This window comes from Actinomycetospora straminea, assembly GCF_028737255.1.
In the GTDB taxonomy this organism is placed as follows: Bacteria; Actinomycetota; Actinomycetes; order Mycobacteriales; family Pseudonocardiaceae; genus Actinomycetospora; species Actinomycetospora straminea.
Genome location: NZ_JAQZAN010000001.1, coordinates 31468 through 56741, shown reverse-complemented (window position 1 = coordinate 56741; position 25274 = coordinate 31468). Strand labels below are relative to the sequence as shown.

Genomic DNA, 25274 nt, shown 5'->3' with positions numbered 1-25274 from the left:
TCACACCCCCGACAGCGCCGGCTCCTCCGGGAGCCACGACTTCTCCATCGCGAGCAGCCGGTCCTTGAGCTCGAGGCCCCAGCGGTAGCCGCCCAGCGCCCCGCCGCGGCGCACGACGCGGTGGCACGGCACGAAGAGGGTGGCGGCGTTGTGCACGCAGGCGCGGGCCGCGAGGCGGTGGCCGTTCGGGTGCCCGGCGGCCGCGGCGAGCTCGCCGTACGTCGTCGGCGCCCCCGCCGGCACCGCCCGCAGCGCCGTCCAGATCGCAGTGGTCGCCGGCCCGCTGATCTGGCGCACGGGGACCGACGCCGCCGGCGCGGGGTCGCCCGCGTGGAACGCCGTGACCGCGGCGGTGACGGCGCCGAGCTCGGCGCGCCGGGTCGGGTCGGTGGGCCGCAGCTCGGCGTGGACGAGGGCGAGCAGGCCGTCGACGTCGTGGGTCCAGCCCGAGGCGAGGACGGTGCCCTCGTCGTCGACGAGCGTCGTGAAGGGGCCGAGCAGGGTGGGGATCGTGGCGATGGCGGACAAGGGAGCCTCCGGGTGAGAAGTGTCGTCACCCTGGTTGGACGCCGCCGGCGCCCGTCCGGATCCCTCGCTGGCAGACTGGGATCCCGTGAGCTTGACCCTCGGCATCGTCGGCCTGCCCAACGTGGGCAAGTCGACGATGTTCAACGCCCTGACCCGCAACGACGTCCTCGCCGCGAACTACCCGTTCGCCACGATCGAGCCGAACGTCGGGGTGGTGCCCCTGCGCGACCCGCGCCTCGACCGGCTCGCGGCGATGTTCCACTCGGAGAAGGTCGTGCCGGCGACGGTGTCGTTCGTCGACATCGCCGGCATCGTCGCGGGCGCCAGCGAGGGCGCCGGGCTGGGCAACAAGTTCCTCGCCAACATCCGCGAGGCCGACGCGATCTGCCAGGTCGTGCGCGTCTTCGCCGACGACGACGTCGTCCACGTCGACGGGCGGGTGGACCCGGCCGCGGACATCGAGACGATCGCCACCGAGCTCGTCCTCGCCGACCTGCAGACGATCGACAAGGCCCTCCCGCGCCTCGAGAAGGAGGCCCGGGTCAAGAAGGAGACCAAGGCCGCCGTCGACGAGATCCAGCACGCGCAGTCGGTGCTGAACGAGGGCCGTACGCTGTTCTCGGCGGGCCTCGACTCGCCGCGGCTGCGCGAGCTGAACCTCATGACGGTGAAGCCGTTCCTCTACGTCTTCAACGCCGACGAGTCGGTGCTGACCGACGACGCGCGGCGCAAGGAGCTCGCCGAGCTGGTCGCCCCGGCCGAGGCGGTGTTCCTCGACGCGAAGGTCGAGGCGGAGCTGCTCGAGCTCGACGCCGAGTCGGCGCAGGAGCTGCTCGAGTCGATCGGCCAGCCCGAGCCGGGTCTCGACGCGCTGGCCCGCGCCGGGTTCCGCACCCTCGGCCTGCAGACCTACCTGACGGCCGGGCCCAAGGAGTCGCGGGCCTGGACGATCCGGATCGGCGCCACGGCGCCCGAGGCGGCCGGGGTGATCCACACCGACTTCCAGAAGGGCTTCATCAAGGCCGAGATCGTCTCGTACGACGACCTCGTGGCCGCCGGGTCGATGAACGCGGCGAAGACCGCGGGCAAGGTCCGCATGGAGGGCAAGGACTACGTGATGCAGGACGGCGACGTCGTGGAGTTCCGCTTCAACGTGTGAGGCGCCCGTGCATCGCGACTGATGCAGCTACGATGCGAGCATGCGGACCACCGTCGACCTGCCGCCCGCCGTACATCGGCAGGCGAAGGAGATCGCCGAGCGTCGGGGCGTCTCGCTCTCGGCGGTGGTCGCGGAGCTCGCCGCCCGCGGCCTGATCCAGCTCGGTGAGCCGGCCGCGATCGGCGTCGACGAGAGGTCGGGATTCCCGGTGGTCAGTATCGGTCGCCGAGTCACCGCCGAAGACGTGGCGGTCACCCAGGACGAGGAGTGACCACCTACCTCCTCGACGCGAACGTCCTGATCGCGCTCACGGTGGCGGAGCACGAGCACCACGACCGGGCCTCGCGGTGGGCCGCCGGGATCGAGCGATTCGCGGTCTGCCCCGTCGTCGAGGGGGCGCTCGTCAGGTTCCTGATCCGGGCCGGCGAGATGCCGTCGGTGGCGACGGCCGTGTTGCGGGCCCTGCACGCCCTCCCGGGATGTGAGTTCTGGGCGGATGCGCTGTCCTACGCGGACGCGCCCCTCGACCGCGTGCGCGGACACCGCCAGGTGACGGATGCCTATCTCGCCGGCCTGGCGGCGAGCGGAGGTCGCGACGCGAGGCTGGCCACCCTCGACGAGGGTCTGGCGCAGGAGCTGCCCGAGCTGACGACGCTGGTGCCCCCCGTCGACGACATCCCGTCACCGCGCGGGTGACGATGGTCGGTGCGACGGAACTCGTCGTCGTGCTCCGGGTCAGCGCCAGCCGAGCTCCGGCGCGAGGTGGGTCAGCACGCTCTCGACGACGTGCGCGTTGTAGTCCACCCCGAGCTGGTTGGGCACCGTGAGCAGCAGCGTGTCGGCCGCCGCGATGGCCTCGTCCTCGGCCAGCTCGGCGACGAGCTTGTCGGGCTCGCCGGCGTAGGTCTTGCCGAAGCGGGCGTCGCCGCCGTCGAGGTGACCGACCTGGTCGGTCGAGTGGCGCTCGCGCCAGAAGAGCTGGCGGTCGAGGTCGCTGACGATCGGGAAGATGCTGCGGCTCACCGAGACGCGGGGCTCGCGGTCGTGGCCCGCGGCGGCCCAGGCGTCGCGGAACCGCTGGATCTGCTCGGCCTGCAGGCGGTGGAACGGCACGCCGGTGTCCTCGGTGAGCAGCGTCGAGCTCATGAGGTTCATGCCCTGCTCGCCGGCCCACTCGGCGGTCGCGCGGCTGCCCGCACCCCACCAGATGCGGTCGCGCAGGCCCGGCGCGTGCGGCTCGAGGCGCAGCAGGCCGGGCGGGTTGGCGAACATCGGGCGCGGGTTGGGCTGCGCGAACCCCTCGCCCCGGAGCACGTCGAGGAGGAGCGCGGTGTGGTTGCGCGCCATCTCGGCGTCGGTCTGGCCCTCGGGCGGGACGTAGCCGAAGTAGCGGTAGCCGTCGATGACCTGCTCGGGCGAGCCGCGGCTGATGCCGAGCTGCAGGCGCCCGCCCGAGATGAGGTCGGCGGCGCCCGCGTCCTCGGCCATGTACAGCGGGTTCTCGTAGCGCATGTCGATCACGCCGGTGCCGAGCTCGATCCGGCTCGTCCTCGCGGCGGCCGCGGCGAGCAGCGGGAACGGCGCGGCGAGCTGGCGTGCGAAGTGGTGCACGCGGAAGTAGGCGCCGTCGGCCCCGAGCTCCTCGGCGGCCACGGCCAGCTCGATCGACTGCAGCAGGGCGTCGGCCCCCGACCGCACCTGCGACTGCGGGGACGGCGACCAGTGCCCGAAGGACAGGAACCCGATGCGCTTCACGTTTCAACGAACGGCCGGTGGTCGCCGGCCATTCCCGTGGATCACCCTGGCCCGCACGGTCAGCAGGGACGACCGTGCGAGCCGGGTGATCAGCCCCGCATCGCGCTCGTGGCGGTCTCGCGGAAGTAGTGGCCGGCCTCGAGGTCGGCGAGGAGCCCGACCTCGGTCGGTGTCCAGCCCAGGAGCTCGCGCGTCCGCGCGCCGGTCGCGGCCATGTCGAGCCCGAGGAACATCCCGATCCAGCCGAAGTGCTCCTCGACCCGCTCGGCGGGGATCGCCGCGACGGGGACGTCGAGGTGGCGGCCGATGACCTCGGCGATCGCGCGGACCGGCACGCCCTCGTCGTGGACGGCGTGCAGGCGCGTACCGGCCGGCGCGGACTCGATCGCGAGGCGGTAGGCCCGCGCGGCGTCGCGGCGGTGCACCGAGGGCCAGCGCTGCGACCCGTCGCCCGGGTGGCCCGACACCCCGGCCGCGCGGGCGATGTCGATGGTGTGCGGGACGAACCCGTGGTCGCCCTCGCCGTGCACCGACGGCGGCAGGCGCAGCGCGATCGCGCGCACGCCCCGGTCGGCGAACGCCAGCGCCGTCTGCTCGGACACCCGCGGCGACCCCTCGCCCGGGACGTCGTCCTCGGTGGCGAGCCGGCCGACCGCGAGGCCGGCGGTGCCCGCGCTGACCACCAGCGGCCGGTCGGAGCCGACCAGCGCTCCGCCGAGCGCCTCGATGGCGCGCCGGTCGGTCTCGGCGGACGCCGCGAACGCCGCGAAGTCGTGCACGAACGCGGTGTGCACCACCGCGTCCGCCGCCGCGGCGGCCTCGCGCAGCCCGTCGAGGTCGGCGAGGTCGCCCCGGCGCACCTGCGCGCCTGCCGCCGTCACCGCGGCGGCGCCGGCGTCCGACCGTGCCAGGCCGACCACCTCGTGGCCCGCGGCGACCAGCTCGTCGACGACGGCGCTCCCGACGAAGCCCGTCGCACCCGTCACGAAAACCTTCATCACGCACTCCCGAGGAGGAACCACCGGACCGTGCGGCCCGGCACGACCACCGTCGGCCCGCGGGCCCCGCGGGATCCAAGACCCGTCCCGCACGCCCCGATGCCTCGCAGGCATCACCACAGCTCACCGCGTAGGTTGAGCCCGTGGGCGACCTCGAGCTGCGCGTGGTGCGGTACTTCACCGTGGTCGCCGCGCACCAGCACTTCGGGCGCGCCGCCGAGGAACTGCGCATCGCCCAGCCGTCGCTGAGCCGGCAGATCCGGCGCCTCGAGCACGACCTCGGGGTGCGCCTGCTCGACCGCACGCCGCGCGGCACCCGGCTCACCGCCGCGGGCGAGGCGTTCCTGCCCCGCGCGCGGGAGCTGCTCGCCGCCGCGGCGCGCGCGAGCGCCGACGCCCGCGCCGCCGGCGCGAGCCGCCGGATCACCGTCGGCTACATCAGCGGGCTGATCGTCACCCCGGCCGTGCGCGCGCTGCGGCGGCGCCACCCCGACGCCGAGGTGCTCGCCCGGCACGTCGACATGACCGTCGCCGCGGCTGCCCTGCGCGACCGCGAGGTCGACGCGGTCGTCTCGCGCCTGCCGTTCGCCACCGACGGCCTCGACGTCACCGAGCTCTACGCCGAGCCCCGGGTGGTCGTCGTCCCGCGCGACCACCGGCTCGCGGGCAAGGAGTCGGTGGGCGTCGACGACATCGCCGACGAGCCGCTGCCCCGCGTGCGCGGCGCCGACCCCGCGTGGACCGCGTTCTGGCTGCTCGAGGCGCACCGCGGCGGGCGGCCCGCGCCCGACGGCCCGCTCATCGCCGACCTCGAGGACAAGTTCGAGACGGTGGCCGCCGGCGAGGCGCTGGCGATCGCCGTCGGCACCCCGGGCATGCGGCTGCGCCCCGACCTCGTGGCGGTGCCCCTCGACGGCGTCGACCCCGTGCGCGTCGTCGTCGCCACCCGCGCCGGGGAGCGCCACCCGCTCGTCGCCGACTTCGTGCGCTGCGCCGCCGCGACCCTGCCCGACCGATCCGAGGCCTGACGCCCGAGCCCGCCCCGATCAGCCCTGGTCCATGAAGAAGAGCTCGAGCTGGACGTTGCCGGGGTCGCGGGCCTTCGCAGCTCCCGGGGGTTGACGACTCACCGCGGCGGCACCACCCGGCGCGCCAGCCGCGTGAGGACGGTCGGGGGCGGGAACCAGGGCCCCCGGTCGTCCGGCGGCCACGCGTAGCAGGGCACGTCGTCGGCGAGGAGGTCGCGCAGCGCGGGCTCGCCGAGCTCGGACGCTGACCAGTCGTAGATCGCGCGCCGGCGGGGCTGGATCACGCCGACGTCGAGCAGGCGGCCCCACCGGTTCTCGACGGCGACGTAGCTCTCGACGTCGTCGCCGAGGGGGTAGGTGTCCGGGAGGACCCGCGAGATCGCGAGGAAGAGACCGGTCATCCGCACCCGGGGATCACCGAGGACCGGGGCGATCGGGGCGAGGCGGCCGAGCGCGAGCCGCGGCGCGGACACCAGCGCGTGCGCGTACAGCACCCGCAGGAGCACGAGGTCGATGAAGAAGCGCTCGGTGCGGCTCTCCTGCTCGGCGAGGTGGCGGTGCTCCAGGAAGGCCGTCACGATGCTGGCGTTGTGCGCGCGGTACCACCGGGGCGCTGTCGGGTGCCGGATGAAGTCGAGGGTGGGCAGCGCGCTCGCCGTGCCGCCGGCCGGGTCGTGCCCGTCGGCGAGCGCCCGCGCCTCCCACCCGTCACGCAGCAGCCGTTCGTTGACCGCTCGCCACCACGGGCTGCCCGGCCGCTGGTCGTCGGGCGGCCGGAGGAGGCCCCGGCGCACCTGCCACCGCGTGAAGGCGACCGCGCCGCGCCGGTAGGGCAGGAAGGTGCTGTCGTCCCCGCGGTAGAGCCGATGCATGAGCGCGAGCCGCGCCTCCGGGTCGTCGCGGACCCGCGCCACCCTCGCCCGGGCGAGGTCCACCGCCGTCGACACGGAGCCATCCTGCCGCCGACCTGCCCTTGACGGCCCGTGCCACACGCTCGATCGTGCACGGACGATCACCGGTCTCGAGGAGGAGCCGTGGGACAGCAGGACTTCGACGTGGTGTCCGACGGCTGGTCGTTCCTCGAGGGGCCGCGGTGGCACGAGGGCCGGCTCTGGGTCTCGGACTTCTACACCGAGAAGGTCGTGGCGATCGACCCGGACGGCGGCCACGAGGTGATGGCGCAGGTGCCCGGGCAGCCGTCCGGGCTGGGCTTCCTGCCCGACGGCCGCGCGCTGATCGTCTCCATGCGCGACCGGCGCATCCTGCGCCGCGAGGAGGACGGGTCGCTGGTCGAGCACGCCGACCTGTCGGGCCTGGTCGAGCCGGTGCTCAACGACATGATCGTCGACGACCGGGGCGGCGCGTACGTCGGCAACTTCGGCTTCGACCTCATGTCCGGCGCGCCGCTCGCCCGCACGACGCTGACCTACGTCGACCCCGACGGCACCCCGACGACCATCGCCGACGACCTGCTCTTCCCCAACGGCATGGTGCTGTTCGACCGGGTGCTCGTCGTCGCCGAGACGTTCGGGGCGCGGCTGACCGCCTTCGACGTCGCCGCCGACGGCGGCCTGGCCCGGCGCCGGGACTGGGCGCGCTTCGGCCCGCCACCGGCCACCGAGGACGTCGGCGAGGCGCTCGGCGGGCTCGCGGTCGCCCCGGACGGGATGGGCGGCGACGCCGAGGGCGCGATCTGGGTAGCCGACGCCCTGCACCAGCGGGTCCTGCGCGTCGCCGAGGGCGGCGAGGTGCTCGAGGAGCGGCCCACCGGCGGGCTCGGCGTCTACGCCTGCATGCTCGGCGGCGACGACGGGCGCACGCTCTACGCCTGCGCGGCCCCGTCGTTCGCCGAGCACGAGCGGCGCCCGGTGCGCGAGGCGGTCCTGCTCGCCACCCGGGTCGACGTGCCCCACGGCGGGCGGCCCTGACGGCTAACCGTCCCGCGCCCGCAGGCCCGTGACGGGCAGGGCGGCGAGGCGGCTGCCCACCACACCGCCCGGGTCGACACGGCGCAGCTCGTCGGCGGGGACCGCGAGCCGGGCGTCCGGGAAGTCGGTGACGAGGACGTCGACGGCCGCAGCGAGCTCGACGCGCGCGAGGTGGGCGCCCGCGCACACGTGCGGGCCGGCGCCGAACGCCAGGCTCGGGCCCGGGTCGTCGGCGACGCCGGCGAGGTCGACGAGCACGGGCGTGCCCGCGGCCAGCGGGGTGCCGGCGATCTCGACGTCCTCGGCGGCGAACCGCCACAGCGTGAACGGCGCGGGTGGGTCGCGGCGCAGGACGTCGTCGACCAGCGCGGCGGTGTCCTCCGGCGGACCGTCGACGAGGACCCGCGCCAGCAGGAACCCGAGGGCAGCGTCGGTCGTCAGCTGGCCGGCGAAGATCAGCGCGAAGAGCAGGTAGTGCACCTGGTCGTCGGTGACGCCCGCGGGCAGGCGTGCCCGCAGCTCGCGGGCCAGGCCGTCGTGCGCCATCGCGGCCGCGCCGAGGCGGGCGAACCCCACCATCGCCGCCGCCCCGTCGGCCTCGTCGCCCCACATCCGCCGGCAGGCCTCGACGGCGTCGTCGAGCATCCCGCGCGGCACGCCGAGCAGGTCGCCGACGACGACGAGGGGGTAGCGGGTGGTGAAGTCGGCGGTGAGGTCGACGGTGTCGCCGAGGCGGCCGAGCCCGCCGAGCAGCTCGCGGGCGGCGTCGCGCATCGCGCCGGCCCGGGCGCGGATGCGGCGCGGGGAGAGCATGGGGGCGTGGGCGCGGCGCAGGGCGGCGTGGGTCGCGCCCTCGGCGGTGGTCAGCGACAGGGCGTCCGCGGCGGTGGGCTCGAGGCCGGCGGAGCGCGGGTCCCAGGTGGGTGGCGCGAGGGCGGTGTCCTTGACCAGGCGCGGGTCGCCGAGGACCGCCCGGGCGAGTGCGGCGGTGGTGACGACGGCGACCGGTCCGCCCGCCGGGGCCTCGGTGACGACCACCGGGCCGGCCGCGCGCAGCGCCTCCCGCCCGGGGTACGGCGCGCCCCACCGGCGGACCCCGGGGTCGAACGGGCAGGTCCCGTGAGAAGATGTCTGCGTCACACAGCGAGTGTGACACACATCAGCTGCACAGTGCAGCGAAATGGCGAGGAGGTTCCGTGCGTCCCGAGGAGGTCGTGGCGGCGCTGGGGGCGTGGAGCGTGCGGCTGGTGCAGTTCAACGGCATGGTCGCGGCGCACCTGGGCGTCGGCGTCACCGAGCTGCAGTGCCTCTACGAGCTCGCCCGGCACGGGCCGGCGACGCCCGGGACGCTCGCGGCGCGGCTGAACCTCACGACGGGGTCGGCATCGCGGCTGGTCGAGCGCCTGCACGCCGCGGGCCACGTGCACCGGGTGCCCGACCCCGCCGACCGGCGTCGGGTGCTCGTCGAGCCCGACCCGGCGTCGCTCGCCCGGATCGGCGCGCTCTACGAGCCGCTCAACGCCCGCCTGGCCGCCGAGCTCGCGGACGCGGACCCCGCCGAGCTCGACCACATGGGCGCGTTCCTCGCGCGGGCGGAGGAGCGCACCGAGGAGATCATCCGGGAGCTGTGACCGGCGTGTCGGCCGGCAGCGTCGCCGGCAGGCCGACCAGCGCCAGGTTCTCGGGGCCGATGAACGCCGTGACCTCGGCGATCCGCCCGTCCGGGGCGAGCGTGAGCACGTCGAGCACCATGCCCCGCCAGCGCGCGGCGTCGGGCTCCCACGTGTAGCAGCCGACGGCGAGCTGACCGTTGGCGCGCGCGGGGACGTGGCGCCACGGCGTGCGCAGCGGCGCGGCCTCGAGGAACGCGGTGACCGCCGCGGTGCCCCGGTACCACTCCGCGTTCGGCGGCATGGCCCACGTGACGTCGGCGGTGAGCAGGGCGACCAGCGTCTCGGCGTCGCCGGCCTCGAGCGCGGCGGTGTAGCGCGCGACGGTCGCGGCGAGCTGCGCGTCGGACAGGGTGCGCAGCGTGCGCTGCTGGCTCGGCCCGTCGACCTTGGCGGCGAGCGTGGCCCGGGCGCGCTGGACCGCGCTGTTCACCGACGCCGTCGTCGTCGCCATCATCGACGCGACCTCGGCGGCGGAGAAGCCGAGGACCTCCATCAGCAGCAGCGCCGCGCGCTGGTTGCCGGGCAGGTGCTGCAACGCGGCGACGAACGCGAGCTCGACCGTCTCCCGCTCCTCGACCGTCGCGTCCGGGAGGTCCGGATACGGCCCGAGCCAGGCCACCTCGGTGAGCGGCGGGTCGTCCCCGGGCTGCTCGCTCGACGGCCCGAGATCCATCGGCAGCGCGCGGCGGCCGCGTCGCGCGACGACGTCGAGGCTCGCGTTGGTGGCGACGGTGTGGAGCCACGCCCGCAGCGCGCCCGGACGGTCCGGACGGCCCTCGAAGCGCTCGATCGCCCGCCAGGCGCGCACCAGGGCGTCCTGCAGGGCGTCGTCGGCGTCGTGGACCGACCCGAGCATGCGGTAGCAGTGGGCGTGCAGCTCGCGGCGCAGCGGCGCGACGAGCCGCTCGAACGCCGCGTCGTCGCCCGCCCGCGCGCGCTCGAGATCGGGATCCGGGGCGTGCCCGACCGGCGTCGTGCTCATGGCCACGAGTGTGCCGCGCGGGTCCGACACCGCCGAGCCCCTCACGCCCCGCCACCGGCCCTCCGGCCGCACGGACGACCGGTGTGACCCGGGCGGACGCACCGTTCGACGCCGTGTGCCGCCGTCCGGGGACTGCTCGCTCGGGTGGGGGACGATCCTGCCTAGTCTGTCTCCGTGCGCTCCGATCGGTGGTCGTCCCGGACCGCGGACCTGACGCTGCCCGAGCGGGTGGCGTGGGTCCTCGGCGACGACCACGGCCGGCCCGTCTCGACGTTGACCGAGCCCGCGGGCCTGCTCGTCGCGGCCGCGATGGTGGAGCTGCTGCTCGACGCGTCCCTGCTCGACGCGGGGACGGCGTACCGGCGCGGGCCGGTCGAGGTGCACGACCCGCTGCTGGCGTGGGTCGTCGACGGCCTGCTCGCCCACGGCGGCGCGAAGGCCGACCTCCAGCACGCGGTGACGGGCGCGCGCGGGGCGCAGATGATCCGCCGCACGATGGACCGCCTCGTCGAGCGGGGCCTGGCCGGGCGCGAGCCGCGACGGGTGTTCGGGTACCTCGCGATGCCGGTGTTCGGGTCGGCGCTGCGCGTGCACGAGGTCGAGGCACTGCACCACGACCGATCCGCGGTGCGGGCCGTCCTGGACGGGGAGGACCCCGACGAGGCGGTCGCGATGCTCGTCGTCCTCCTGCACCACGGGCGCCGCGTGCGCGACCTCAGCCCGGCCGACCTCACCCGCGCGTCCCGCCGCGCGCGGGCCATCGCCGACGGCCGGCACGTGACGCTCGGGGTCGCGCAGGACATCCGCCGGCTCGTGTCGCCGACCGTGGCGTCGGTGCTGGCCGCGCTCACCGCGACCACGGTCATCGGTTCGGACCACTGATCGCCCCCGGGCGGCTGCAGCCCGGCGATTCGCTCGTCCGGACCCCCTGCCGAAGCGGCGAAAACGGATTACGGTAGGGCCTCCGAACCGGGCGCGAGGGCCCGGGGCCGGGGAAGGGAGCTTCCCATGACGTCGACCCGCCCTCCGGAGGGCCTGCCCGTCCTCGAGGCCGGCGCGCACCGCGACGCGGAAGCCGGCAGCTGTCTCATGGAGTACGTCTCCGTGCTCGCCGGTGAACGCTTCACCGACCGGCCCCGCTGCACCCACCCCGCCCTCGCGGCGGTGGCCTGGCAGGTCAACGACGCCGTGTCGTCGGCGACGCGCCAGCAGCTGGCCACCCGCGCGGTCACCCTGATCGGTCTCGGCCGCGAGGCCGGCGTCGAGGTCCGCCCGATCGTCCTCGCGACGATCGCCCGCGCGGGCCTCGCGATCGACCCGGGCAACCGCTTCTTCCCCCGCCTGCAGCGCCGCCTCGAGCGTCGCGCCGCCGCCGCGCCCCGTCGCCGGGGACGCGGCGAGAACGGCGACGGCGGGCGGCTCGCGACTCTGCTGCACGTCGGGCCGGTCAACCACGCCTGCGCACACCTGCTCGTCGCCGCCCGCGTGGCCGACCTCGACGCCGAGGCCCGCGACCGCGTGCTGGTCGGGCTCCTCGACGACACGATCGCCGCGGTGCGCGACGCGGAGCGCCGGGCGCGCGCCGAGGACACGGTCGTGCGCGTGGTGGTGCCCGCGGGCTGAGGCCGGGTCAGCCCAGACCCACCCGGACGCACGTCCCGTCGAGCAGGCGCTCGAGGCAGGCGGTGGCGCGCACGCCGCCGGACGAGCCGCTGTCCGGCCTGCTCGCGGGGCGCTCCGACGACCCGCCCGAGGACCCACCCGCGCGCGCCGGCGGATCGTCGCGGTCCTCCTCCCGCGCGCCGGCGTCGGTCCCGCGCGCCGGCGTGCGCTCGCGGGTGCCCCCGGACGCCGGGCGGCCCGTGGTGCGCGCCGGGCGCGGGTCGGCGACGGCGGCGTTCGCGGTGCTCGGGGTGCCGGCCAGGCCGGGCGGCGGGGTGCCCGGGAGCGCCGCCGCGGGCGGCGGGGCGACCGGCGGGGCCGCCGGCGTGACCGCGCCGGAGGGGGTCGGGGCGGGCGCGGCGTCGGGGCTCGCGGCGTCCGGGCGGCCGGTGGTCGTCGCGTCGGAGAGCGTGCCCGGCGTCAGGTAGCCGACCTGCGCGGACCCGAGCATGACGACGGCGCCGAGCAGCGCCGCGAGCAGCACCTTCTTCACCACGCCGGCCTCCGAGCACGCTCCGCCACACCCGCCCCGGTGATCTCCCGCGTCCCGGGCAGCCGGACATCGCGGGCGGGATCGGGCTCGTGACCGGCGACGACGTGCTCTCCCCCGAACGCGCACGGGGATCACCCGAGGGGAGGTCGCGCCACCTCGTGCGCGTGATCGGCGACGGCCGGTCGGGCGATGCGTCGCCCCCGCGAGGTCGACCGCAGACCTTCCCGAACCGAGTGATCCAAGTCACACTGAAGGTGGCACGCGTCGGCTGAGGAGGGTCAGATGGGACAGGTCTACATGTGTCGGTTCGCCTACCGTGACGGCTGCCCCAAGGCGACGATCGACGAGGCGTGGACCGAGGGGTTCAAGGCACTCGCCCGGAACGGGAACTGGGGTGACGTCGAGAAGGGCATCACCCACCGGGGCACCTACGGCACCTCCTGGGGTGGGTACTGCCTGGTCGAGGCGGACGACCCCGAGGCCTTCGGCCGCTACCAGGCGTTCCACCTGCAGACCTACGGCCACGTCGTGAACATCACCTTCGAGCCCCTCTGGGACATGGACAGCGCGTTCGCGCCGATGGTCGACAGCTTCCGGTGATCGGTGGGGAACGTCCCGCGCACGCCCGCTTCCTGGGCGAGCGGAGGTGTCCCTCGCTCAGGAGCCGCGCCCACCCCGGCCGCCCGCCACCGCGACCGGGACGGCGAGCAGGCAGGCCGCGGCGGCGACGACGAACGACGCCGGGCCGCCGGCGGCCCCGAGCACCGCGGCGAGGGCGGCCGCGCCGAGGCCCGTGCCGGCGTCGTAGGCGGTGTTCCACCAGGTGCTCGCGGCGCCGGAGCGGTCCGGGCCGGCGCGGGCGAACAGGGCGATGAGGGTGTCGCTCTGCACCGCCCCGAACCCGAATCCCACGAGCACCGCGCCGGCGAGCACCGCGGCGCCCGCGCTGGTCCCGCCCGCGGCGACCACCCCGGCGCCGGCCGCGACGAGCAGCAGGCCGACGACGGTGACGACGGGCGTCCGCACCCGCCGGCCCGGCCGGTCGGCGAGCTCGCCCGCGAGGCCGCGGCCGGCGAGCTGGCCCGCGGTGAGGACGGCGAGCGCGACGGCGGCGGTGGCGGTGCCGCCGGCGAGCCCGGTCGGCGATCCCGTGCCCGGCGTCCACAGCGGCAGCACGGTGATGACGCCGCCCGCGGCCGCCGCCGACACGACCATCGCCGACCACGGCGCCACGACGATCGACGCCGGCAGGCCGCCGGCGCGACGGCGGGGTGCCGCGCGGGTGGTCGGCAGGCGGCCGCACAGCAGCGCCGCGACGACGGGCAGCGCGGCGCCCACGAGCAGCACCACGGCCGCGTCGAGCGCCTCGTAGGCCCACACGCCGCCGCTGAGCAGCACGAGCTGCGGGAGGCCGACCGCGACGCCGTAGAGCCCGATGGCCCGCCCGCGGCGACCCTCCGGCGCGAGGTCGGCGGTGAGCGCGGCCCCGATCACCGTGACGAGACCGAACCCGACCCCGCGCACCACTGCCACCGCGAGCAGGACCGGCAGCGCCGCCGTCACCGCGAGCAGCACCGCCGGGACGCCCATCGCGAGCATGCCGGTGATCATCGCCGCGCGCGGACCGACCCGGCGCAGCACGGCGGGCACCGTCAGCTGCGTGGCGACCGTGGCCGCCATGAACACGCCCGTCGTCGCGCCCGCGGCCGCCGGGCTCGCCCCGCCCGCGGCCGCGTGCACCGGCACCACGGGCAGGAGCAGCGCGTACCCGCCGAAGGCGAGCACGGTGGCGGCGAGGACCGCGACGAACGGCGGCGACCACAGCGAGTCGCCGGGGGAGGTGCTCAGGAGGCGCCGCGGCGGTCGAGCACCGAGGAGATCTGCGCGGCGAGGTCGGTGTCCTTGGCGGTGAGCCCGCCCTCGGAGTGCGTCGACAGCTTGAACTTGAGGCTGTTGAAGCGGATGTCCATGTCCGGGTGGTGGTCGGCCTCCTCGGCGAGGTCGGCGACCTCGCCGACGGTCGCGATCGCCTCGCGGAAGCTCGGCAGCTTCGCGAAGCGCACGATCGTCGCCTCGTCCTCGCGCTGCCAGCCGGGCAGGCCGTCGAGGGCCTGCGCGATCGCGTCCTCTCCCAGGAGCTCAGCCATGCCCGGATCCTGGCACGCGCGCCGTGCCCCGCACACTCGTGACCGTGGAGCGGATCGTCGTCGGGGCCGCGCTCGTCCGGGACGGGCGGGTGCTCGCGGCCCGGCGCACCCGCCCCGCCGCCGCGGCCGGGCGCTGGGAGCTGCCCGGGGGCGCGGTCGAGCCGGGCGAGGACGAGGCCACGGCGCTCGCGCGCGAGCTGCACGAGGAGCTGGCCCTCGCCGTCGTCGTCGGCGACCGGCTCGGCCCCGAGGTGCCGCTGCCGGGGGAGCGGGTGCTGCGCATCCGGGTGTGCGCGAGCGCGGGGGAGCCGACGGCGCTCGAGCACGACGCGCTGCGGTGGCTGGGTCCCGACGAGCTCGACGACGTCGACTGGCTGGACTCCGACCGCGCCGTCCTCCCGGCGCTCGCGGACCTCCTCAGGCCGCCCGGGCCTTCTTCAGCGCCTTCTTGAGGTCCTTGCCGGAGAGGCCGGCCTCGGACAGGCGCGCGGCCTGGAGCAGCAGCACCGGGCAGCCCTTGCAGCGCGGCGACGACCGGCAGCACTTCTTCTTGATCTTCTTGGCCCCGGTGAGCGGCGCGGCGTGCGCGAGGTGGGCGAGGTGGAGCGGCACCTTCGGGGGCTTCGGCTCCTTGCCGACCTTCCCGCCCTTCCCCATGAGGTGAGGCTAACCTCCGCTCCGCCGCCCGGACCAGACCCCTCGGACCCCGCCCCGGGCGACCGTGTCACGATGAGGATCCCGGTACGGCCGGTGTCGCCGACCGGGTCGACCAGGAGCAGCACCCCCGAGGCAGAAGGGCCGGCGCCGGCGTGAGCGGTCCCCGACGTGCCGTCGGAGTCCTCCCGGCCCTCCTGGTCGCCCTCGCGGTCCTGGCGGGGTGCACCGGCGCGCCCCCGCCCGTCGTCGGCCAGGTGCCGACGCCCGCGCCCGCCCCGACCCCGCAGCTCGAGCCCGACCCCAGCGAGCTGCGCATCGGCGTCGACGACCTCGGGGTCGGCTTCAACCCCCACCGCGTCGCCGACGACACCCCGCTCTCGCGCGCGATGGCGGCGCTCGTGCTCCCGTCGGCGTTCCGCCCCGGCCCCGACGGGGAGCCGCGCCTGGACACCGCGGTCGTGACCTCGGCGCGCGTCACGGAGACCGAGCCGTTCACCGTCTCCTACGAGATCGCGCCGGCGGCGAGCTGGTCGGACAACGCGCCGGTCGCGGCCGAGGACTTCGTCTACCTGTGGCAGCAGATGCGCAGCCAGCCCGGCGTGGTGGGCGCGGCCGGCTACCGCGCGATCAGCGACGTGCGCTCCCGCGCGGGCGGCAAGGCCGTCGACGTCGTCTTCGACCGGCCCTACCCGGCCTGGCCGACGCTCTTCGACCACCTGCTGCCCGCGCACCTGCTCAAGGACGCGCCCGGGTCGTGGGGCGGCGCGCTCACCGACAGCATCCCGGTCTCGGCCGGGCCGTTCGTGGTCCGCGTCGTCGACCGCATCCGCGGGCAGGTCACCCTCGCCCGCAACGACCGCTTCTGGGGCACGCCGGCGGTCCCCGACGAGGTCGTCTTCCAGGCCGCCGAGGCGTCGTCGCTGATCGACCGGGTCCGCTCCGGCGACGTGCAGGCCACCCAGTTCCGCGCCGGCGCCGACGACCTCGCCGCGCTGCGGACCGCGGGCGCGGGCCTGACCGTGCGCACGCTGCCCGAGCCCGCCCTGGTGCAGCTCGTGCTGCGCAGCGACGACGGGCCGCTCGCCGACCTGCGGGTCCGGCGCGCGGTGGCCGCCGCGACCGACCGCTCCGCGCTGCGCTCCGTGGGCACCGACGGCGGGCCCGCGGCCACGCTGCCCGCCGACGCCTTCGGCCGCGCGCCGTCGGAGCCCGACTACCGCGCCACCCTGCCGGCCGACTCGCCCGCGGCCCGCCAGGACCTCGAGGAGACCGCGCGGCTGCTCACCGAGGCCGGCTACACCCGCGGCGCGGACGGCACGTGGGAGCGCGGCGGGCAGCCGCTGATCCTGCGCCTCGCCGCCCCGCCGCAGGTCGCGCCGTACGGGCGGCTGATCGCGACGCTGGGCACCCAGCTGCGCGCGGCCGGGATCGCCTCGGTGGTCGTGGCCGACGGCGGCACCGCCGGCTTCTCGCCCGGCCGCGGCCCGGCGTCCACGACCACCACCGGCCCGCCGGCCGGGGCGTTGCTCGCGACCACCCCGACCCCGACCCCGGGCGGCGGCACCACGAACGGCACCACGAGCAGCACTCCGAGGCCCGGCAGCACCACGTCGACGACCACGACGGTGCCGCCGACCCCGAACTCGCCGTCCGACCTCGCCGTCGCCGACGTCGCCGTGCAGGCCCTGCCGATCGGCGGCGACCCGATCGCCGACCTCGCCTCGGTCGTCGGCTGCCCCGGCGGTCGGGCCCCGGCGACGTCCGGGCGCACCGGCACCGATCCCGGCGTCGCGCTCGCCGCCGACCTGACGCCGACCACGCCGGCGGCCCCCGGCGCGACCGCCGCCCCGCCGAGCACCGCCGCCGCGCCGACCAGCACGTCCCCGCCGACCAGCGCCGCGCCGCCCGCGTCGGCGACCGGCGCCGCGCCGACGTCCACCGACGCCGCGGGTCCCTCCACGGCGGCGACGACCCCCGACGCCGGCGAGGTCGACGAGCTCACCGAAGAGCTCGCCGAGCCCCAGGCCTCCGAGGCCCTGACGCCGTCGGGGTTCTGCGACCCGGCGCTGCAGTCGCTGCTCGACGCGGCCTCGTCCGGCGCCGTCTCCCCGGACACGGCCCTGGCGCTCGCCGAGCCGTCGCTGTGGTCGTCGCTGCCGACGATCCCGCTCTTCCAGGCCGCGTCGGTGCTGGTCGGACCCACCGACCGGGCCGACGTCGTCCTCCCGCCGCTGACCGAGAGCCCGTTCGCCGGCGCCGACCGCTGGACCCCGCCGCCCGCGACCCAGCGCGGGGACGACGGCATCAACTGACCCCACCGCGCGACCGCGTCCGGGACGGTTCACGTGAACGTTCCCGAGAAATCTTGCGGGCTCCTTGGTGAACGCTAAGGTCACCCGCGACCGAGTGACGCCCGGTGACGACGCGATCGCACCGCGCGAGCGACCGGTCCCCCTGGACCCCCGAGGAGGAACGTTGTCGATGCGCCGCCTGGTCACCGCCGTGGCCGCCGCGCTGGCCGTGGCGCTGCTCGCCACCGCGTGCGGCGGGGGAGGGGGCGGCGACGACCAGGCCGCCCAGACGATCGGCATCGAGTGGGGCGAGCCCGAGAACCCGTTGATCCCGGGCAACACCACCGAGCAGAACGGCGGCGACGTCATCGACGCGCTGTTCGCCGGGCTGGTGAAGTACGACGTGAACACCGCCGACCCGAGCAACGAGGTCGCGGAGTCGATCACCACGACCGACAACCGGAACTTCACCATCCGGATCGAGCCGGGCTGGACGTTCCACGACGGCACCCCGGTGACGGCGCAGAGCTTCGTCGACTCCTGGAACTGGACCGCCTACGGCCCCAACGCGGCCGAGGCGCAGTCGTTCATGGAGAAGATCGACGGGTACGACGAGGTCTCCACCGAGGCCCCGACCGCGCCGACCATGCGCGGCCTGCGCGTCGTCGACCCGCAGACGTTCACGGTGGCGCTCACGGCGCCGTTCACGATCTTCCCGCTGACGCTCGGGTACTCCGCGTACTACCCGCTGCCGCAGAAGTTCTTCACCGACCGCGCCGGCTACGAGGCCGCCCCGGTGGGCAACGGCGAGTTCCGCTTCGAGTCCCGCACGCCGAACCAGAGCCTGACGCTGGTGCGCAACGACCAGTACGCGGGCTCGGTGCGGCCGCAGGCCCAGCGCCTGGAGTTCCGCGTCTACTCCGAGATCCAGACCGCCTACGACGACGTCGTCTCCGGCAACCTCGACCACATCCGCGCGATGCCCAGCGCCGCGCTGGCCGGCGACCGCTGGCGCACCGACCTCGGCGGCGGGGCCCACCAGAAGGAGGGCCTGGTCACCGACTCGCTCGGCTTCCCGCTCTACGACCCGCGCTTCGCGAACCCCGACCTGCGCAAGGCCATCTCGATGGCCATCGACCGGCAGGCGATCGTCAACCAGATCTTCGGCGGCGTGTACCGGCCGGCCACGGGCTACGCGACGTCGGCCGCCGAGGGCTTCGTGCCGAACCAGTGCGGCGAGTTCTGCACCTTCAACCCGCAGCGGGCGCAGCAGCTGCTCGCCCAGGCCGGGGGCTTCCAGGGCCCGCTGACGCTGACCGCCAACTCCGACGGCGGGCACGACCCGTACATGCAGGCCGTGGCCAACAGCATCCGCCAGACCCTCGGCATCGACGCCCGCTACACCCCGGTGCCGTCGTTCTCCGAGCAGCGGCGGCTGGCCAACGACCGCGGGTTCACCGGCCTGTTCCGCAACGGCTGGCAGGGCGACTACCCGAGCATCGAGACGTTCCTGACCCAGCTCTACCGCACCGACGCGTCGACGAACGACTACGGCTACTCGAACCCCGCCGTGGACGCCGCGCTGAGCCAGGCCGACCAGGCCCCGGACATCGCGTCCGCCGACCAGGGCTACGCGGCGGCCGAGCGGCTCGTGCTCAACGACATGCCCAACATCCCGCTGTGGAGCCGCCCGGTGATCTACGGCAATTCCGCGCGGGTGGCCGAGGCCGAGCACAACCCGCTGAACCGGCAGGACACCGCGACCTACCGGCTCAACCCGCAGGGCTGATCCCCTCCGGAGCCGACCACCACCACCGAGCCCTGCGACCGTCACCGACGTACGGTCGCGGGGTCCGGGTCGGGCCCTGAAGGAGGACGCCCGTGGGCCGCTACACCCTGCGGCGCCTGCTGCAGCTCGTCCCGGTCTTCCTCGGGACGACGTTCATCGTCTACTTCCTGGTCTGGGGCCTGTCCGACGACCCGTTCGCGGGCAAGTGCGGGCAGCGGGAGTGCTCCGCCTCCTACGTCGCCCAGATGACCGAGCGCTACAACCTCGACGACCCGTTGATCGTGCAGTACCTCAAGTACCTGGGTGCCCTGCTGACCGGGGACTTCGGCCAGACCTTCTCCGGTACCGAGGTGTCGACCCTCATCGCCACCGCCTATCCGGTGACGATCCAGCTCGCCCTGGTGGCCGTGGTGATCGAGGCCCTCATCGGCATCACCGCCGGGGTGCTCACCGGGCTGCGGGGGCGCGGCTTCGTCGACAACCTCGTGCTGGTCTCGACCCTGGTCCTCATCGCGCTGCCCGTGTTCGTCACCGGCCTGGTCCTGCGCCAGGTGCTCGGGGTGGAGCTGGGGTGGATCCGGACCTCGGTCCCCGCGGACCCGACGCTCGGGCAGCTCCTCGTCCCCGGGTTCGTGCTGGGGAGCCTGTCGATGGCCTACGTGGCGCGGCTGATGCGCACGAGCCTCGTGGAGAACAAGCGCGCCGACTTCGTCCGCACCGCGATCGCGAAAGGTCTCCCGCGACGTCGGGTGGTCGGGGTGCACATGCTGCGCAACTCCCTGATCCCGGTGGTGACCTTCCTCGGCTACGACATCGGCGCGCTGATGGGCGGGGCCATCGTCACCGAGGGCGTGTTCAACATCCGGGGCATCGGCGGCCTGGTGTTCCGCGGGATCCAGCAGCAGGACATCGCCACCGTCGTCGGCATCGTCGCCCTGCTCGTCATCGTCTTCCTGCTGGCGAACCTGCTCGTCGACCTGCTCTACGCCGTGCTCGACCCGAGGATCCGCTATGACTGAGACCGCACCGGGCGTCCGCCCCGCGGGGGCCGCCGCGCCCGAGGGGACCGGCGCGGGCACCGAGCACACGGGCGGGCTGTGGGCCGACGGGTGGGCCCAGCTGCGCCGCCGCCCCCTGTTCTGGATCGCCTCGGCGCTCATCGGGGTCCTGCTCCTGATGGCGCTGTTCCCGTCGCTGTTCACCTCGGTGGACCCGCAGGCCGCCGACCTCGCCCTCTCCGGGGCGGACCCGTCCCCGGACGCGATCTTCGGCCGGGACCTCCAGGGCCACGACATCTACGCGCGCGCCATCCACGGCGCCGCCCCCACGCTGACCGTGGGGCTGCTCGCGAGCCTGGGCACGGTCGTCCTCGGGTCGCTGGCCGGGCTCGCCGCGGGCTACGTCGGCGGCTGGGGCGACAGCCTGATCTCGCGGTTCGCCGAGGTGTTCGCGGGCCTGCCGTTCATCCTCGGCGGCATCGTCATCCTCACGACGTTCAACAAGCCCGGGCAGATCGTCGGCGAGGTCCGCATCATCACCCAGGTCGTGCTGACGATCGTCGTCCTGTCCTGGCCGCTGGCCATGCGCATCATGCGGGCGGCGGCGCTGGAGGCGACCCAGCAGGACTACGTCAAGGCCGCCCGCGCCCTCGGGGCCGGGCCGTGGCGCATCGTGGGCCGGCACATCCTGCCGAACACCCTGGCCCCGGTGCTGGTGTTCGCCACCATCCAGTTCGGGGTGTTCATCGGCGCCGAGGCGACGCTGTCGTTCCTGGGGATCGGCCTGCGCGACCCCGTGGTGTCCTGGGGTGTGATGATCTCCGAGGCGCAGGAGCGCGTCGCCGACATCCCCCAGGCGCTGTTCTTCCCGGCCGCCTTCCTCGTCGTCGCGGTGCTCGCCTTCGTCATGCTCGGCGACGCCGTGCGCGACGCCTTCGACCCGAGGGGACGCTGATGGCTGCTCCGTTGCTCGAGGTCGACGACCTCCGCGTGGAGTTCGGCACCGGCCCCGAGACCGCGTCGGTGCTCAACGGCGTGAGCTACCACGTCGACGAGGGCGAGACCCTCGCCGTGCTCGGCGAGTCCGGCTCCGGCAAGAGCGTCACCGCGCAGACGGTGATGGGCATCCTCGACACCCCGCCCGGCCGGATCACCGGCGGTGCGGTGCGCTTCCGCGGCGAGGAACTGCTCGGCGCGGCCCCCGAGCGCCGCCGGCTGCTGCGCGGCGAGTCGATGGCGATGATCTTCCAGGACGCGCTCTCGGCACTGAACCCCGTCTACACGGTGGGCTTCCAGATCGCCGAGCAGTTCCGGTTCCGCCGCGGGATGTCGCGCCGGGACGCGATGGCGCGGGCCGTCGAGATGCTCGACCTCGTGCGGATCCCGAGCGCGGCCCAGCGGGTCAAGGAGTACCCGCACCAGTTCTCCGGCGGCATGCGCCAGCGCGCGATGATCGCGATGTCGCTGGCGCTCGACCCGGAGCTGCTGATCGCCGACGAGCCGACCACGGCGCTCGACGTCACCGTGCAGGCGCAGATCATGGAGCTGCTCGACGAGCTGCGCCGGGAGCGGGGGATGGGCCTGATCCTCATCACCCACGACCTCGGGGTGGTCGCCGAGGTCGCCGACCGGATCGCGGTGATGTACGCCGGGCGGATCGTCGAGCAGACCGACGCCGCGTCGCTCTACGCGCACCCCGCGCACCCGTACACCCGCGGGCTCATGGACTCGGTGCCGCGCGTCGACGACCTGGGTCGTGGGGCCGGGGCCCCGCTGCGCCCCATCCCGGGCCTGCCGCCGAGCCTGTCGGCGATCCCGAACGGCTGCCCGTTCCACCCGCGCTGCGCGTACGCGGTGGACGTGTGCACCGACGAGGTGCCGCCGCTGCGGGAGATCGGTGCCGGCCACCGGGCCGCCTGCCACTTCGCCGAGCGCTTCGCCGCCGAGGGACCCGACCGCCCGGCGACACAGGAGGTGATCAGCCGGTGAGCGAGCCCGTCCTGGCCGTGCGCGACCTCGTCAAGCACTTCCCCGTGACCCGCGGCGTGGTGTTCCGCCGGACCGTCGGCCAGGTCCGCGCCGTCGACGGGGTGTCGCTGGACCTGTACCCCGGCGAGACGCTCGGGGTGGTCGGGGAGTCGGGCTGCGGCAAGTCGACGCTGGCCCAGGTGCTCATGCGCCTCACCCCGCCGACGAGCGGGACCGCGACGTTCGAGGGCGAGGACCTGTTCGCCAAGCGCGGCGCGGCGCTGACCGCCTGGCGCCGGGACATGCAGATCGTCCTGCAGGACCCCTACACGTCGCTGAACCCGCGCAAGACGGTCGGCGACATCGTCGGCGAGCCCTTCGACATCCACCCCGAGGTGGCCCCGAAGAGCGACCGGCAGCGGCGGGTGCAGGAGCTGCTCGAGGTCGTCGGGCTCAACCCGGAGCACATCCGCCGCTACCCGCACCAGTTCTCCGGCGGCCAGCGCCAGCGCATCGGGATCGCGCGGGCGCTGGCGCTGCGGCCCAAGGTCATCGTGTGCGACGAGCCGGTGTCCGCGCTCGACGTGTCGATCCAGGCGCAGGTGCTCAACCTGCTCTCCGACCTGCAGCGCGAGTTCGGCCTGGCGTACCTGTTCATCGCCCACGACCTGGGCGTCGTGCGCCACCTCTGCGACCGCGTCGCGGTGATGTACCTCGGCTCGATCGTCGAGACCGGGACCGCCGAGGAGATCTACACACGGGCGTCGCACCCGTACACGCAGGCGCTGCTGTCGTCGGTGCCGGTGCCCGACCCGTCGCTGCGCGGGCGGCGCGAGGCGGTCCGGCTGGAGGGCGACGTCCCGAGCCCGGCGGACCCGCCCTCGGGCTGCCGGTTCCGCACGCGCTGCCCCAAGGCGGCGCCGGTGTGCGCGGAGGACCCGCCGGCGCTCGAGGTGCGCCCGTCGACCGACCACCCCGCGGCCTGCCACTTCGCCGAGCCCCCGCACCTGGTGCGCGTGGAGTAGCGCGCCCGTGTCTGCGAAGTCCCGTCGCTGACGACGAGTGTCCGTATCGGTACTTCGACCACTGCACTTCGACCCTGCGAGGCGCTAGATCCCTCGGCCGTCCTGGGCGAGCAGGCGCGCGGCGGGCCAGTCCGTCAGCGGGCGGCCCGCCGGGTGCACCATCGCCGGGTCGTGGTCGGTGACGACCCGGTCGTCGATGTCGACCATGCGCACCGCGACGTCGGCCAGGCGCGTCCAGCCCACGGCGCGGTAGAAGCCCTCGACGTCGGGGCCGCAGGTCAGGAAGCCGAACGGGACGTCGAGGCCCACGAGGGTGTCGACGACCTGCGCCATCAGCGCGCGGCCGACGCCGCCGCGGTGCTGGTCGGGGTCGACGGCGACGAGGCCGACGTGGCCGACGAGGACGTCGCGACCCGGGCCGTGCTGCGGGTCGGCGCGCAGGAACCGCCGGATGATCCCGGCGTGGGCGACGGGGGCGCCGCCGTCGCGGGCGACCACGCGCAGCTCGGGGCGCGCGCCGGTCCAGCTGCGCTCACCGACCAGGCGGTGCGCCTCACCTGGGTAGGCCCGCGCCAGGAGAGCGGTCAGCGGTGCGTGGTCCGCGTCGTCGAGGTCGGTCTCCCAGGACACCGACCAGTGCAGCTCCGTCACCGCTCTCCTCCCGCTCGGGCGCTGTGACGTCATACCCGGTGGCCGCGCCCACCGCGCCGAGCACCTACGGTCACGTGCTCGTGAGCCCCGGTCCGCTGCTGCTCGTCCACGCCCACCCGGACGACGAGACGATCACCTGTGGCGGCGTGATGGCCCTCGCGACCGCGGCGGGCGTGCCGGTGACGCTCGTGACGTGCAACCGCGGCGAGCAGGGCGAGGTGATCCCGCCCGAGCTGGCGCACCTCACCGGCCCGGCGCTGGGGGAGCACCGCGAGGGCGAGCTCGCGAAGGCGTGCGCGGCGCTGGGCGTCACCGACCACCGTTGGCTCGCCGGCGCCGGGACGTGGCAGGACTCGGGGATGGAGCGCGTGGGCGAGGGCATCCTCGCCGCCGCGCCGTCGGTGATCGCGCCGGGCTCGTTCGCGGGTCCGGACGGGTTCGACGCGCAGGTCGCGTCCCTGGTGGAGGTGCTGCGCGAGGTCCGGCCGCAGGTGGTCGTCACCTACGACGCGCACGGCGGCTACGGCCACCCCGCCCACGTGCGCGCCCACGACATCACCATCGCCGCGATGGAGACCGTCGACCCGGACGCCACCGAGATCACCGTCGCCGCCACCGCCGCGGCCCACGACGAGGTCGCGGCGGGGCTCGCGGTGCTGCGCCGCCGCTCGTGGCTGGGGCTGCCGGTGCCGCCCGTCGAGGACCTGCCGACGGTGCCCGACGCGACGATCACGACCCGGGTGCCGCTGGGCGGGGCACGGATCCGCAAGCTCGCCGCGCTGCGCGCCCACGCCACGCAGATCGCGGTCTACGACGACGGCAGTGAGCCCCCGGTGTTCGCGCTCTCGAACGGCCTCGCCCAGCCCGTGCTGGACGCCGAGTGCTTCGTGCACCTGCGCGGCCCGGCGAGCGCGCCGGACGACCTGTTCCCGCCCTCGTGAGCGCGCCCGGGGGGAGCGGGGCCGGGGGGAGCGGGCCCGGGGGGAGCGAGGGGGTCCCTGGGTGCGTGGCAGGCAGCGAGGGTGACCCTCGCTCCACCACGCCCGGCGAGCCCGCGAGCAGCGAAGGAGTCCCTGGGTGCGTGGCAGGCAGCGAGGGTGACCCTCGCTCCACCACCTCAGCCGCGCCGGTCGCGATCGTCGTCCTGCTCGCCGTGGACGCGGTGGTGCTCGCGTGGACCGAGATGGCGTGGCTGACCCTGCGCACCGCCGACGCCGGGATCCCGCTGCCGGTCTCGGCGCTGGTGGCGCTGGTGACGACGCCGCTGCTCGTGCTCGCCGCGGACGCGGTGCTGCCGGAGGGGCGCGCGGCGGTGGTGCCGCTGGCGGCGTGGACGCTGACCGTGCTCGTCGCGGGCCTGTGGAGCCCGGCGGGCGCCGGCGTGCTGCCGCCGGACTGGCGCGCGGTCCTGCTGCTCGGCGCCGGGGTCGTGCCGGGCGCGCTGGCGCTGTCGTGGCGCTCCGCGCGGGCCACCCGGCGCGCCGGGCGCGTCGCCCCGCCGTCCGGGGGTTGAGCCGGGCGACCGTCGGGAAACGAGCCGCC

The 25274-nt window shown here is 75.4% G+C and carries 29 protein-coding genes; 18 read left to right on the top strand and 11 right to left on the bottom strand.

Annotated features, from left to right (window positions below; genetic code table 11):
- Positions 1 to 528: a methylated-DNA--[protein]-cysteine S-methyltransferase gene (locus PH190_RS00320; RefSeq protein WP_274229512.1), complete on the bottom strand. Its 528-nt coding sequence runs from the start codon at positions 526 to 528 to the stop codon at positions 1 to 3.
- 85 nt (positions 529 to 613) lie between these two features.
- On the opposite strand from PH190_RS00320, the gene ychF reads away from it, so the two are divergent.
- The 3 genes from ychF to PH190_RS00305 are packed head-to-tail and all read left to right on the top strand — an operon-like array spanning position 614 to position 2383.
- Positions 614 to 1687 carry a redox-regulated ATPase YchF gene (gene ychF / locus PH190_RS00315; RefSeq protein ID WP_274229511.1) on the top strand — a complete coding sequence of 358 codons (1074 nt, stop codon included), beginning with the start codon at positions 614 to 616 and terminating at the stop codon, positions 1685 to 1687.
- Positions 1688 to 1727: 40 nt separating this feature from the next.
- The gene (locus PH190_RS00310; protein ID WP_274229510.1) at positions 1728 to 1958 is read left to right on the top strand and encodes an antitoxin; all 231 of its coding nucleotides are present in this window, start codon (positions 1728 to 1730) and stop codon (positions 1956 to 1958) included.
- Positions 1955 to 2383, top strand: coding sequence for a TA system VapC family ribonuclease toxin (locus PH190_RS00305; RefSeq protein ID WP_274229509.1), 429 nt, complete (start codon positions 1955 to 1957; stop codon positions 2381 to 2383). Before PH190_RS00310 ends, PH190_RS00305 begins: the two co-directional genes overlap by 4 nt.
- Before the next feature lie 39 nt (positions 2384 to 2422).
- On the opposite strand, the gene PH190_RS00300 is transcribed toward PH190_RS00305, so the two are convergent.
- Both PH190_RS00300 and PH190_RS00295 read right to left on the bottom strand, forming a co-directional pair.
- Complete coding sequence (locus tag PH190_RS00300) at positions 2423 to 3442, bottom strand: LLM class flavin-dependent oxidoreductase (protein ID WP_274229508.1); 1020 nt, start codon at positions 3440 to 3442, stop codon at positions 2423 to 2425.
- 89 nt (positions 3443 to 3531) lie between these two features.
- Entirely contained in the window at positions 3532 to 4440 is a 909-nt protein-coding gene (locus PH190_RS00295) for an SDR family oxidoreductase (protein ID WP_274229507.1), read from the bottom strand.
- Between the two features lie 143 nt (positions 4441 to 4583).
- Here PH190_RS00295 and PH190_RS00290 point away from each other — a divergent pair, with 143 nt between their 5' ends.
- Complete coding sequence (locus tag PH190_RS00290) at positions 4584 to 5468, top strand: LysR family transcriptional regulator (RefSeq protein ID WP_274229506.1); 885 nt, start codon at positions 4584 to 4586, stop codon at positions 5466 to 5468.
- A gap of 98 nt (positions 5469 to 5566) precedes the next feature.
- On the opposite strand, the gene PH190_RS00285 is transcribed toward PH190_RS00290, so the two are convergent.
- On the bottom strand, positions 5567 to 6415 hold the full coding sequence (locus tag PH190_RS00285; protein WP_274229505.1) for a hypothetical protein: 849 nt from the start codon (positions 6413 to 6415) through the stop codon (positions 5567 to 5569).
- 87 nt (positions 6416 to 6502) lie between these two features.
- Between PH190_RS00285 and PH190_RS00280 the strand changes: the two genes are divergently transcribed.
- The gene (locus tag PH190_RS00280; RefSeq protein WP_274229504.1) at positions 6503 to 7396 is read left to right on the top strand and encodes an SMP-30/gluconolactonase/LRE family protein; all 894 of its coding nucleotides are present in this window, start codon (positions 6503 to 6505) and stop codon (positions 7394 to 7396) included.
- Between the two features lie 3 nt (positions 7397 to 7399).
- Here the strand turns inward: PH190_RS00280 and PH190_RS00275 are convergent, their stop codons facing one another.
- Positions 7400 to 8536: a cytochrome P450 family protein gene (locus PH190_RS00275; protein ID WP_274229503.1), complete on the bottom strand. Its 1137-nt coding sequence runs from the start codon at positions 8534 to 8536 to the stop codon at positions 7400 to 7402.
- A 56-nt stretch (positions 8537 to 8592) separates the two neighbouring features.
- On the opposite strand from PH190_RS00275, the gene PH190_RS00270 reads away from it, so the two are divergent.
- On the top strand, positions 8593 to 9027 hold the full coding sequence (locus tag PH190_RS00270; protein ID WP_274229502.1) for a MarR family winged helix-turn-helix transcriptional regulator: 435 nt from the start codon (positions 8593 to 8595) through the stop codon (positions 9025 to 9027).
- Here the strand turns inward: PH190_RS00270 and PH190_RS00265 are convergent.
- Positions 9011 to 10051, bottom strand: a complete 1041-nt coding sequence (locus tag PH190_RS00265; protein ID WP_274229501.1) for a sigma-70 family RNA polymerase sigma factor — start codon at positions 10049 to 10051, stop codon at positions 9011 to 9013. The genes PH190_RS00270 and PH190_RS00265 overlap by 17 nt on opposite strands.
- Before the next feature lie 174 nt (positions 10052 to 10225).
- Here PH190_RS00265 and PH190_RS00260 point away from each other — a divergent pair, with 174 nt between their 5' ends.
- A complete protein-coding gene (locus PH190_RS00260) occupies positions 10226 to 10933 on the top strand; it encodes a GPP34 family phosphoprotein (RefSeq protein ID WP_274229500.1) in 708 nt (235 codons plus the stop codon).
- A 126-nt stretch (positions 10934 to 11059) separates the two neighbouring features.
- A complete protein-coding gene (locus tag PH190_RS00255) occupies positions 11060 to 11674 on the top strand; it encodes a hypothetical protein (protein ID WP_274229499.1) in 615 nt (204 codons plus the stop codon).
- A 7-nt stretch (positions 11675 to 11681) separates the two neighbouring features.
- On the opposite strand, the gene PH190_RS00250 is transcribed toward PH190_RS00255, so the two are convergent.
- Complete coding sequence (locus PH190_RS00250) at positions 11682 to 12209, bottom strand: hypothetical protein (protein WP_274229498.1); 528 nt, start codon at positions 12207 to 12209, stop codon at positions 11682 to 11684.
- 279 nt (positions 12210 to 12488) lie between these two features.
- Between PH190_RS00250 and PH190_RS00245 the strand changes: the two genes are divergently transcribed.
- A complete protein-coding gene (locus PH190_RS00245) occupies positions 12489 to 12806 on the top strand; it encodes a hypothetical protein (protein WP_274229497.1) in 318 nt (105 codons plus the stop codon).
- Between the two features lie 57 nt (positions 12807 to 12863).
- Here PH190_RS00245 and PH190_RS00240 read toward each other — a convergent pair whose 3' ends face one another.
- Positions 12864 to 13991: an MFS transporter gene (locus PH190_RS00240; RefSeq protein ID WP_274229496.1), complete on the bottom strand. Its 1128-nt coding sequence runs from the start codon at positions 13989 to 13991 to the stop codon at positions 12864 to 12866.
- A 59-nt stretch (positions 13992 to 14050) separates the two neighbouring features.
- On the bottom strand, positions 14051 to 14353 hold the full coding sequence (locus PH190_RS00235; RefSeq protein WP_274229495.1) for a 4a-hydroxytetrahydrobiopterin dehydratase: 303 nt from the start codon (positions 14351 to 14353) through the stop codon (positions 14051 to 14053).
- A 44-nt stretch (positions 14354 to 14397) separates the two neighbouring features.
- On the opposite strand from PH190_RS00235, the gene PH190_RS00230 reads away from it, so the two are divergent.
- Positions 14398 to 14805: an NUDIX domain-containing protein gene (locus tag PH190_RS00230; RefSeq protein ID WP_274229494.1), complete on the top strand. Its 408-nt coding sequence runs from the start codon at positions 14398 to 14400 to the stop codon at positions 14803 to 14805.
- Here the strand turns inward: PH190_RS00230 and PH190_RS00225 are convergent.
- The gene (locus PH190_RS00225; RefSeq protein WP_274229493.1) at positions 14771 to 15010 is read right to left on the bottom strand and encodes a hypothetical protein; all 240 of its coding nucleotides are present in this window, start codon (positions 15008 to 15010) and stop codon (positions 14771 to 14773) included. The genes PH190_RS00230 and PH190_RS00225 overlap by 35 nt on opposite strands.
- A gap of 152 nt (positions 15011 to 15162) precedes the next feature.
- On the opposite strand from PH190_RS00225, the gene PH190_RS00220 reads away from it, so the two are divergent.
- From PH190_RS00220 to PH190_RS00195, 6 genes are all read left to right on the top strand, one after another.
- Entirely contained in the window at positions 15163 to 17322 is a 2160-nt protein-coding gene (locus tag PH190_RS00220; protein WP_274229492.1) for an ABC transporter family substrate-binding protein, read from the top strand.
- Positions 17323 to 17491: 169 nt separating this feature from the next.
- Positions 17492 to 19090 carry a peptide ABC transporter substrate-binding protein gene (locus PH190_RS00215; protein WP_274229491.1) on the top strand — a complete coding sequence of 533 codons (1599 nt, stop codon included), beginning with the start codon at positions 17492 to 17494 and terminating at the stop codon, positions 19088 to 19090.
- 92 nt (positions 19091 to 19182) lie between these two features.
- The gene (locus tag PH190_RS00210; RefSeq protein WP_274229490.1) at positions 19183 to 20109 is read left to right on the top strand and encodes an ABC transporter permease; all 927 of its coding nucleotides are present in this window, start codon (positions 19183 to 19185) and stop codon (positions 20107 to 20109) included.
- Entirely contained in the window at positions 20102 to 21043 is a 942-nt protein-coding gene (locus PH190_RS00205) for an ABC transporter permease (protein WP_274229489.1), read from the top strand. The genes PH190_RS00210 and PH190_RS00205 overlap by 8 nt, the downstream gene beginning before the upstream one ends.
- Positions 21043 to 22077 carry an ABC transporter ATP-binding protein gene (locus PH190_RS00200; RefSeq protein ID WP_274229488.1) on the top strand — a complete coding sequence of 345 codons (1035 nt, stop codon included), beginning with the start codon at positions 21043 to 21045 and terminating at the stop codon, positions 22075 to 22077. Before PH190_RS00205 ends, PH190_RS00200 begins: the two co-directional genes overlap by 1 nt.
- Positions 22074 to 23081, top strand: a complete 1008-nt coding sequence (locus PH190_RS00195) for an ABC transporter ATP-binding protein (RefSeq protein ID WP_274229487.1) — start codon at positions 22074 to 22076, stop codon at positions 23079 to 23081. The genes PH190_RS00200 and PH190_RS00195 overlap by 4 nt, the downstream gene beginning before the upstream one ends.
- An 84-nt stretch (positions 23082 to 23165) precedes the next feature.
- Here PH190_RS00195 and PH190_RS00190 read toward each other — a convergent pair whose 3' ends face one another.
- Positions 23166 to 23732: a GNAT family N-acetyltransferase gene (locus tag PH190_RS00190; protein WP_274229486.1), complete on the bottom strand. Its 567-nt coding sequence runs from the start codon at positions 23730 to 23732 to the stop codon at positions 23166 to 23168.
- An 80-nt stretch (positions 23733 to 23812) separates the two neighbouring features.
- On the opposite strand from PH190_RS00190, the gene mshB reads away from it, so the two are divergent.
- Positions 23813 to 24673: an N-acetyl-1-D-myo-inositol-2-amino-2-deoxy-alpha-D-glucopyranoside deacetylase gene (gene mshB, locus PH190_RS00185; protein WP_274229485.1), complete on the top strand. Its 861-nt coding sequence runs from the start codon at positions 23813 to 23815 to the stop codon at positions 24671 to 24673.
- A gap of 140 nt (positions 24674 to 24813) precedes the next feature.
- Positions 24814 to 25245 carry a hypothetical protein gene (locus PH190_RS00180; protein WP_274229484.1) on the top strand — a complete coding sequence of 144 codons (432 nt, stop codon included), beginning with the start codon at positions 24814 to 24816 and terminating at the stop codon, positions 25243 to 25245.
- Positions 25246 to 25274: the final 29 nt, after the last annotated feature.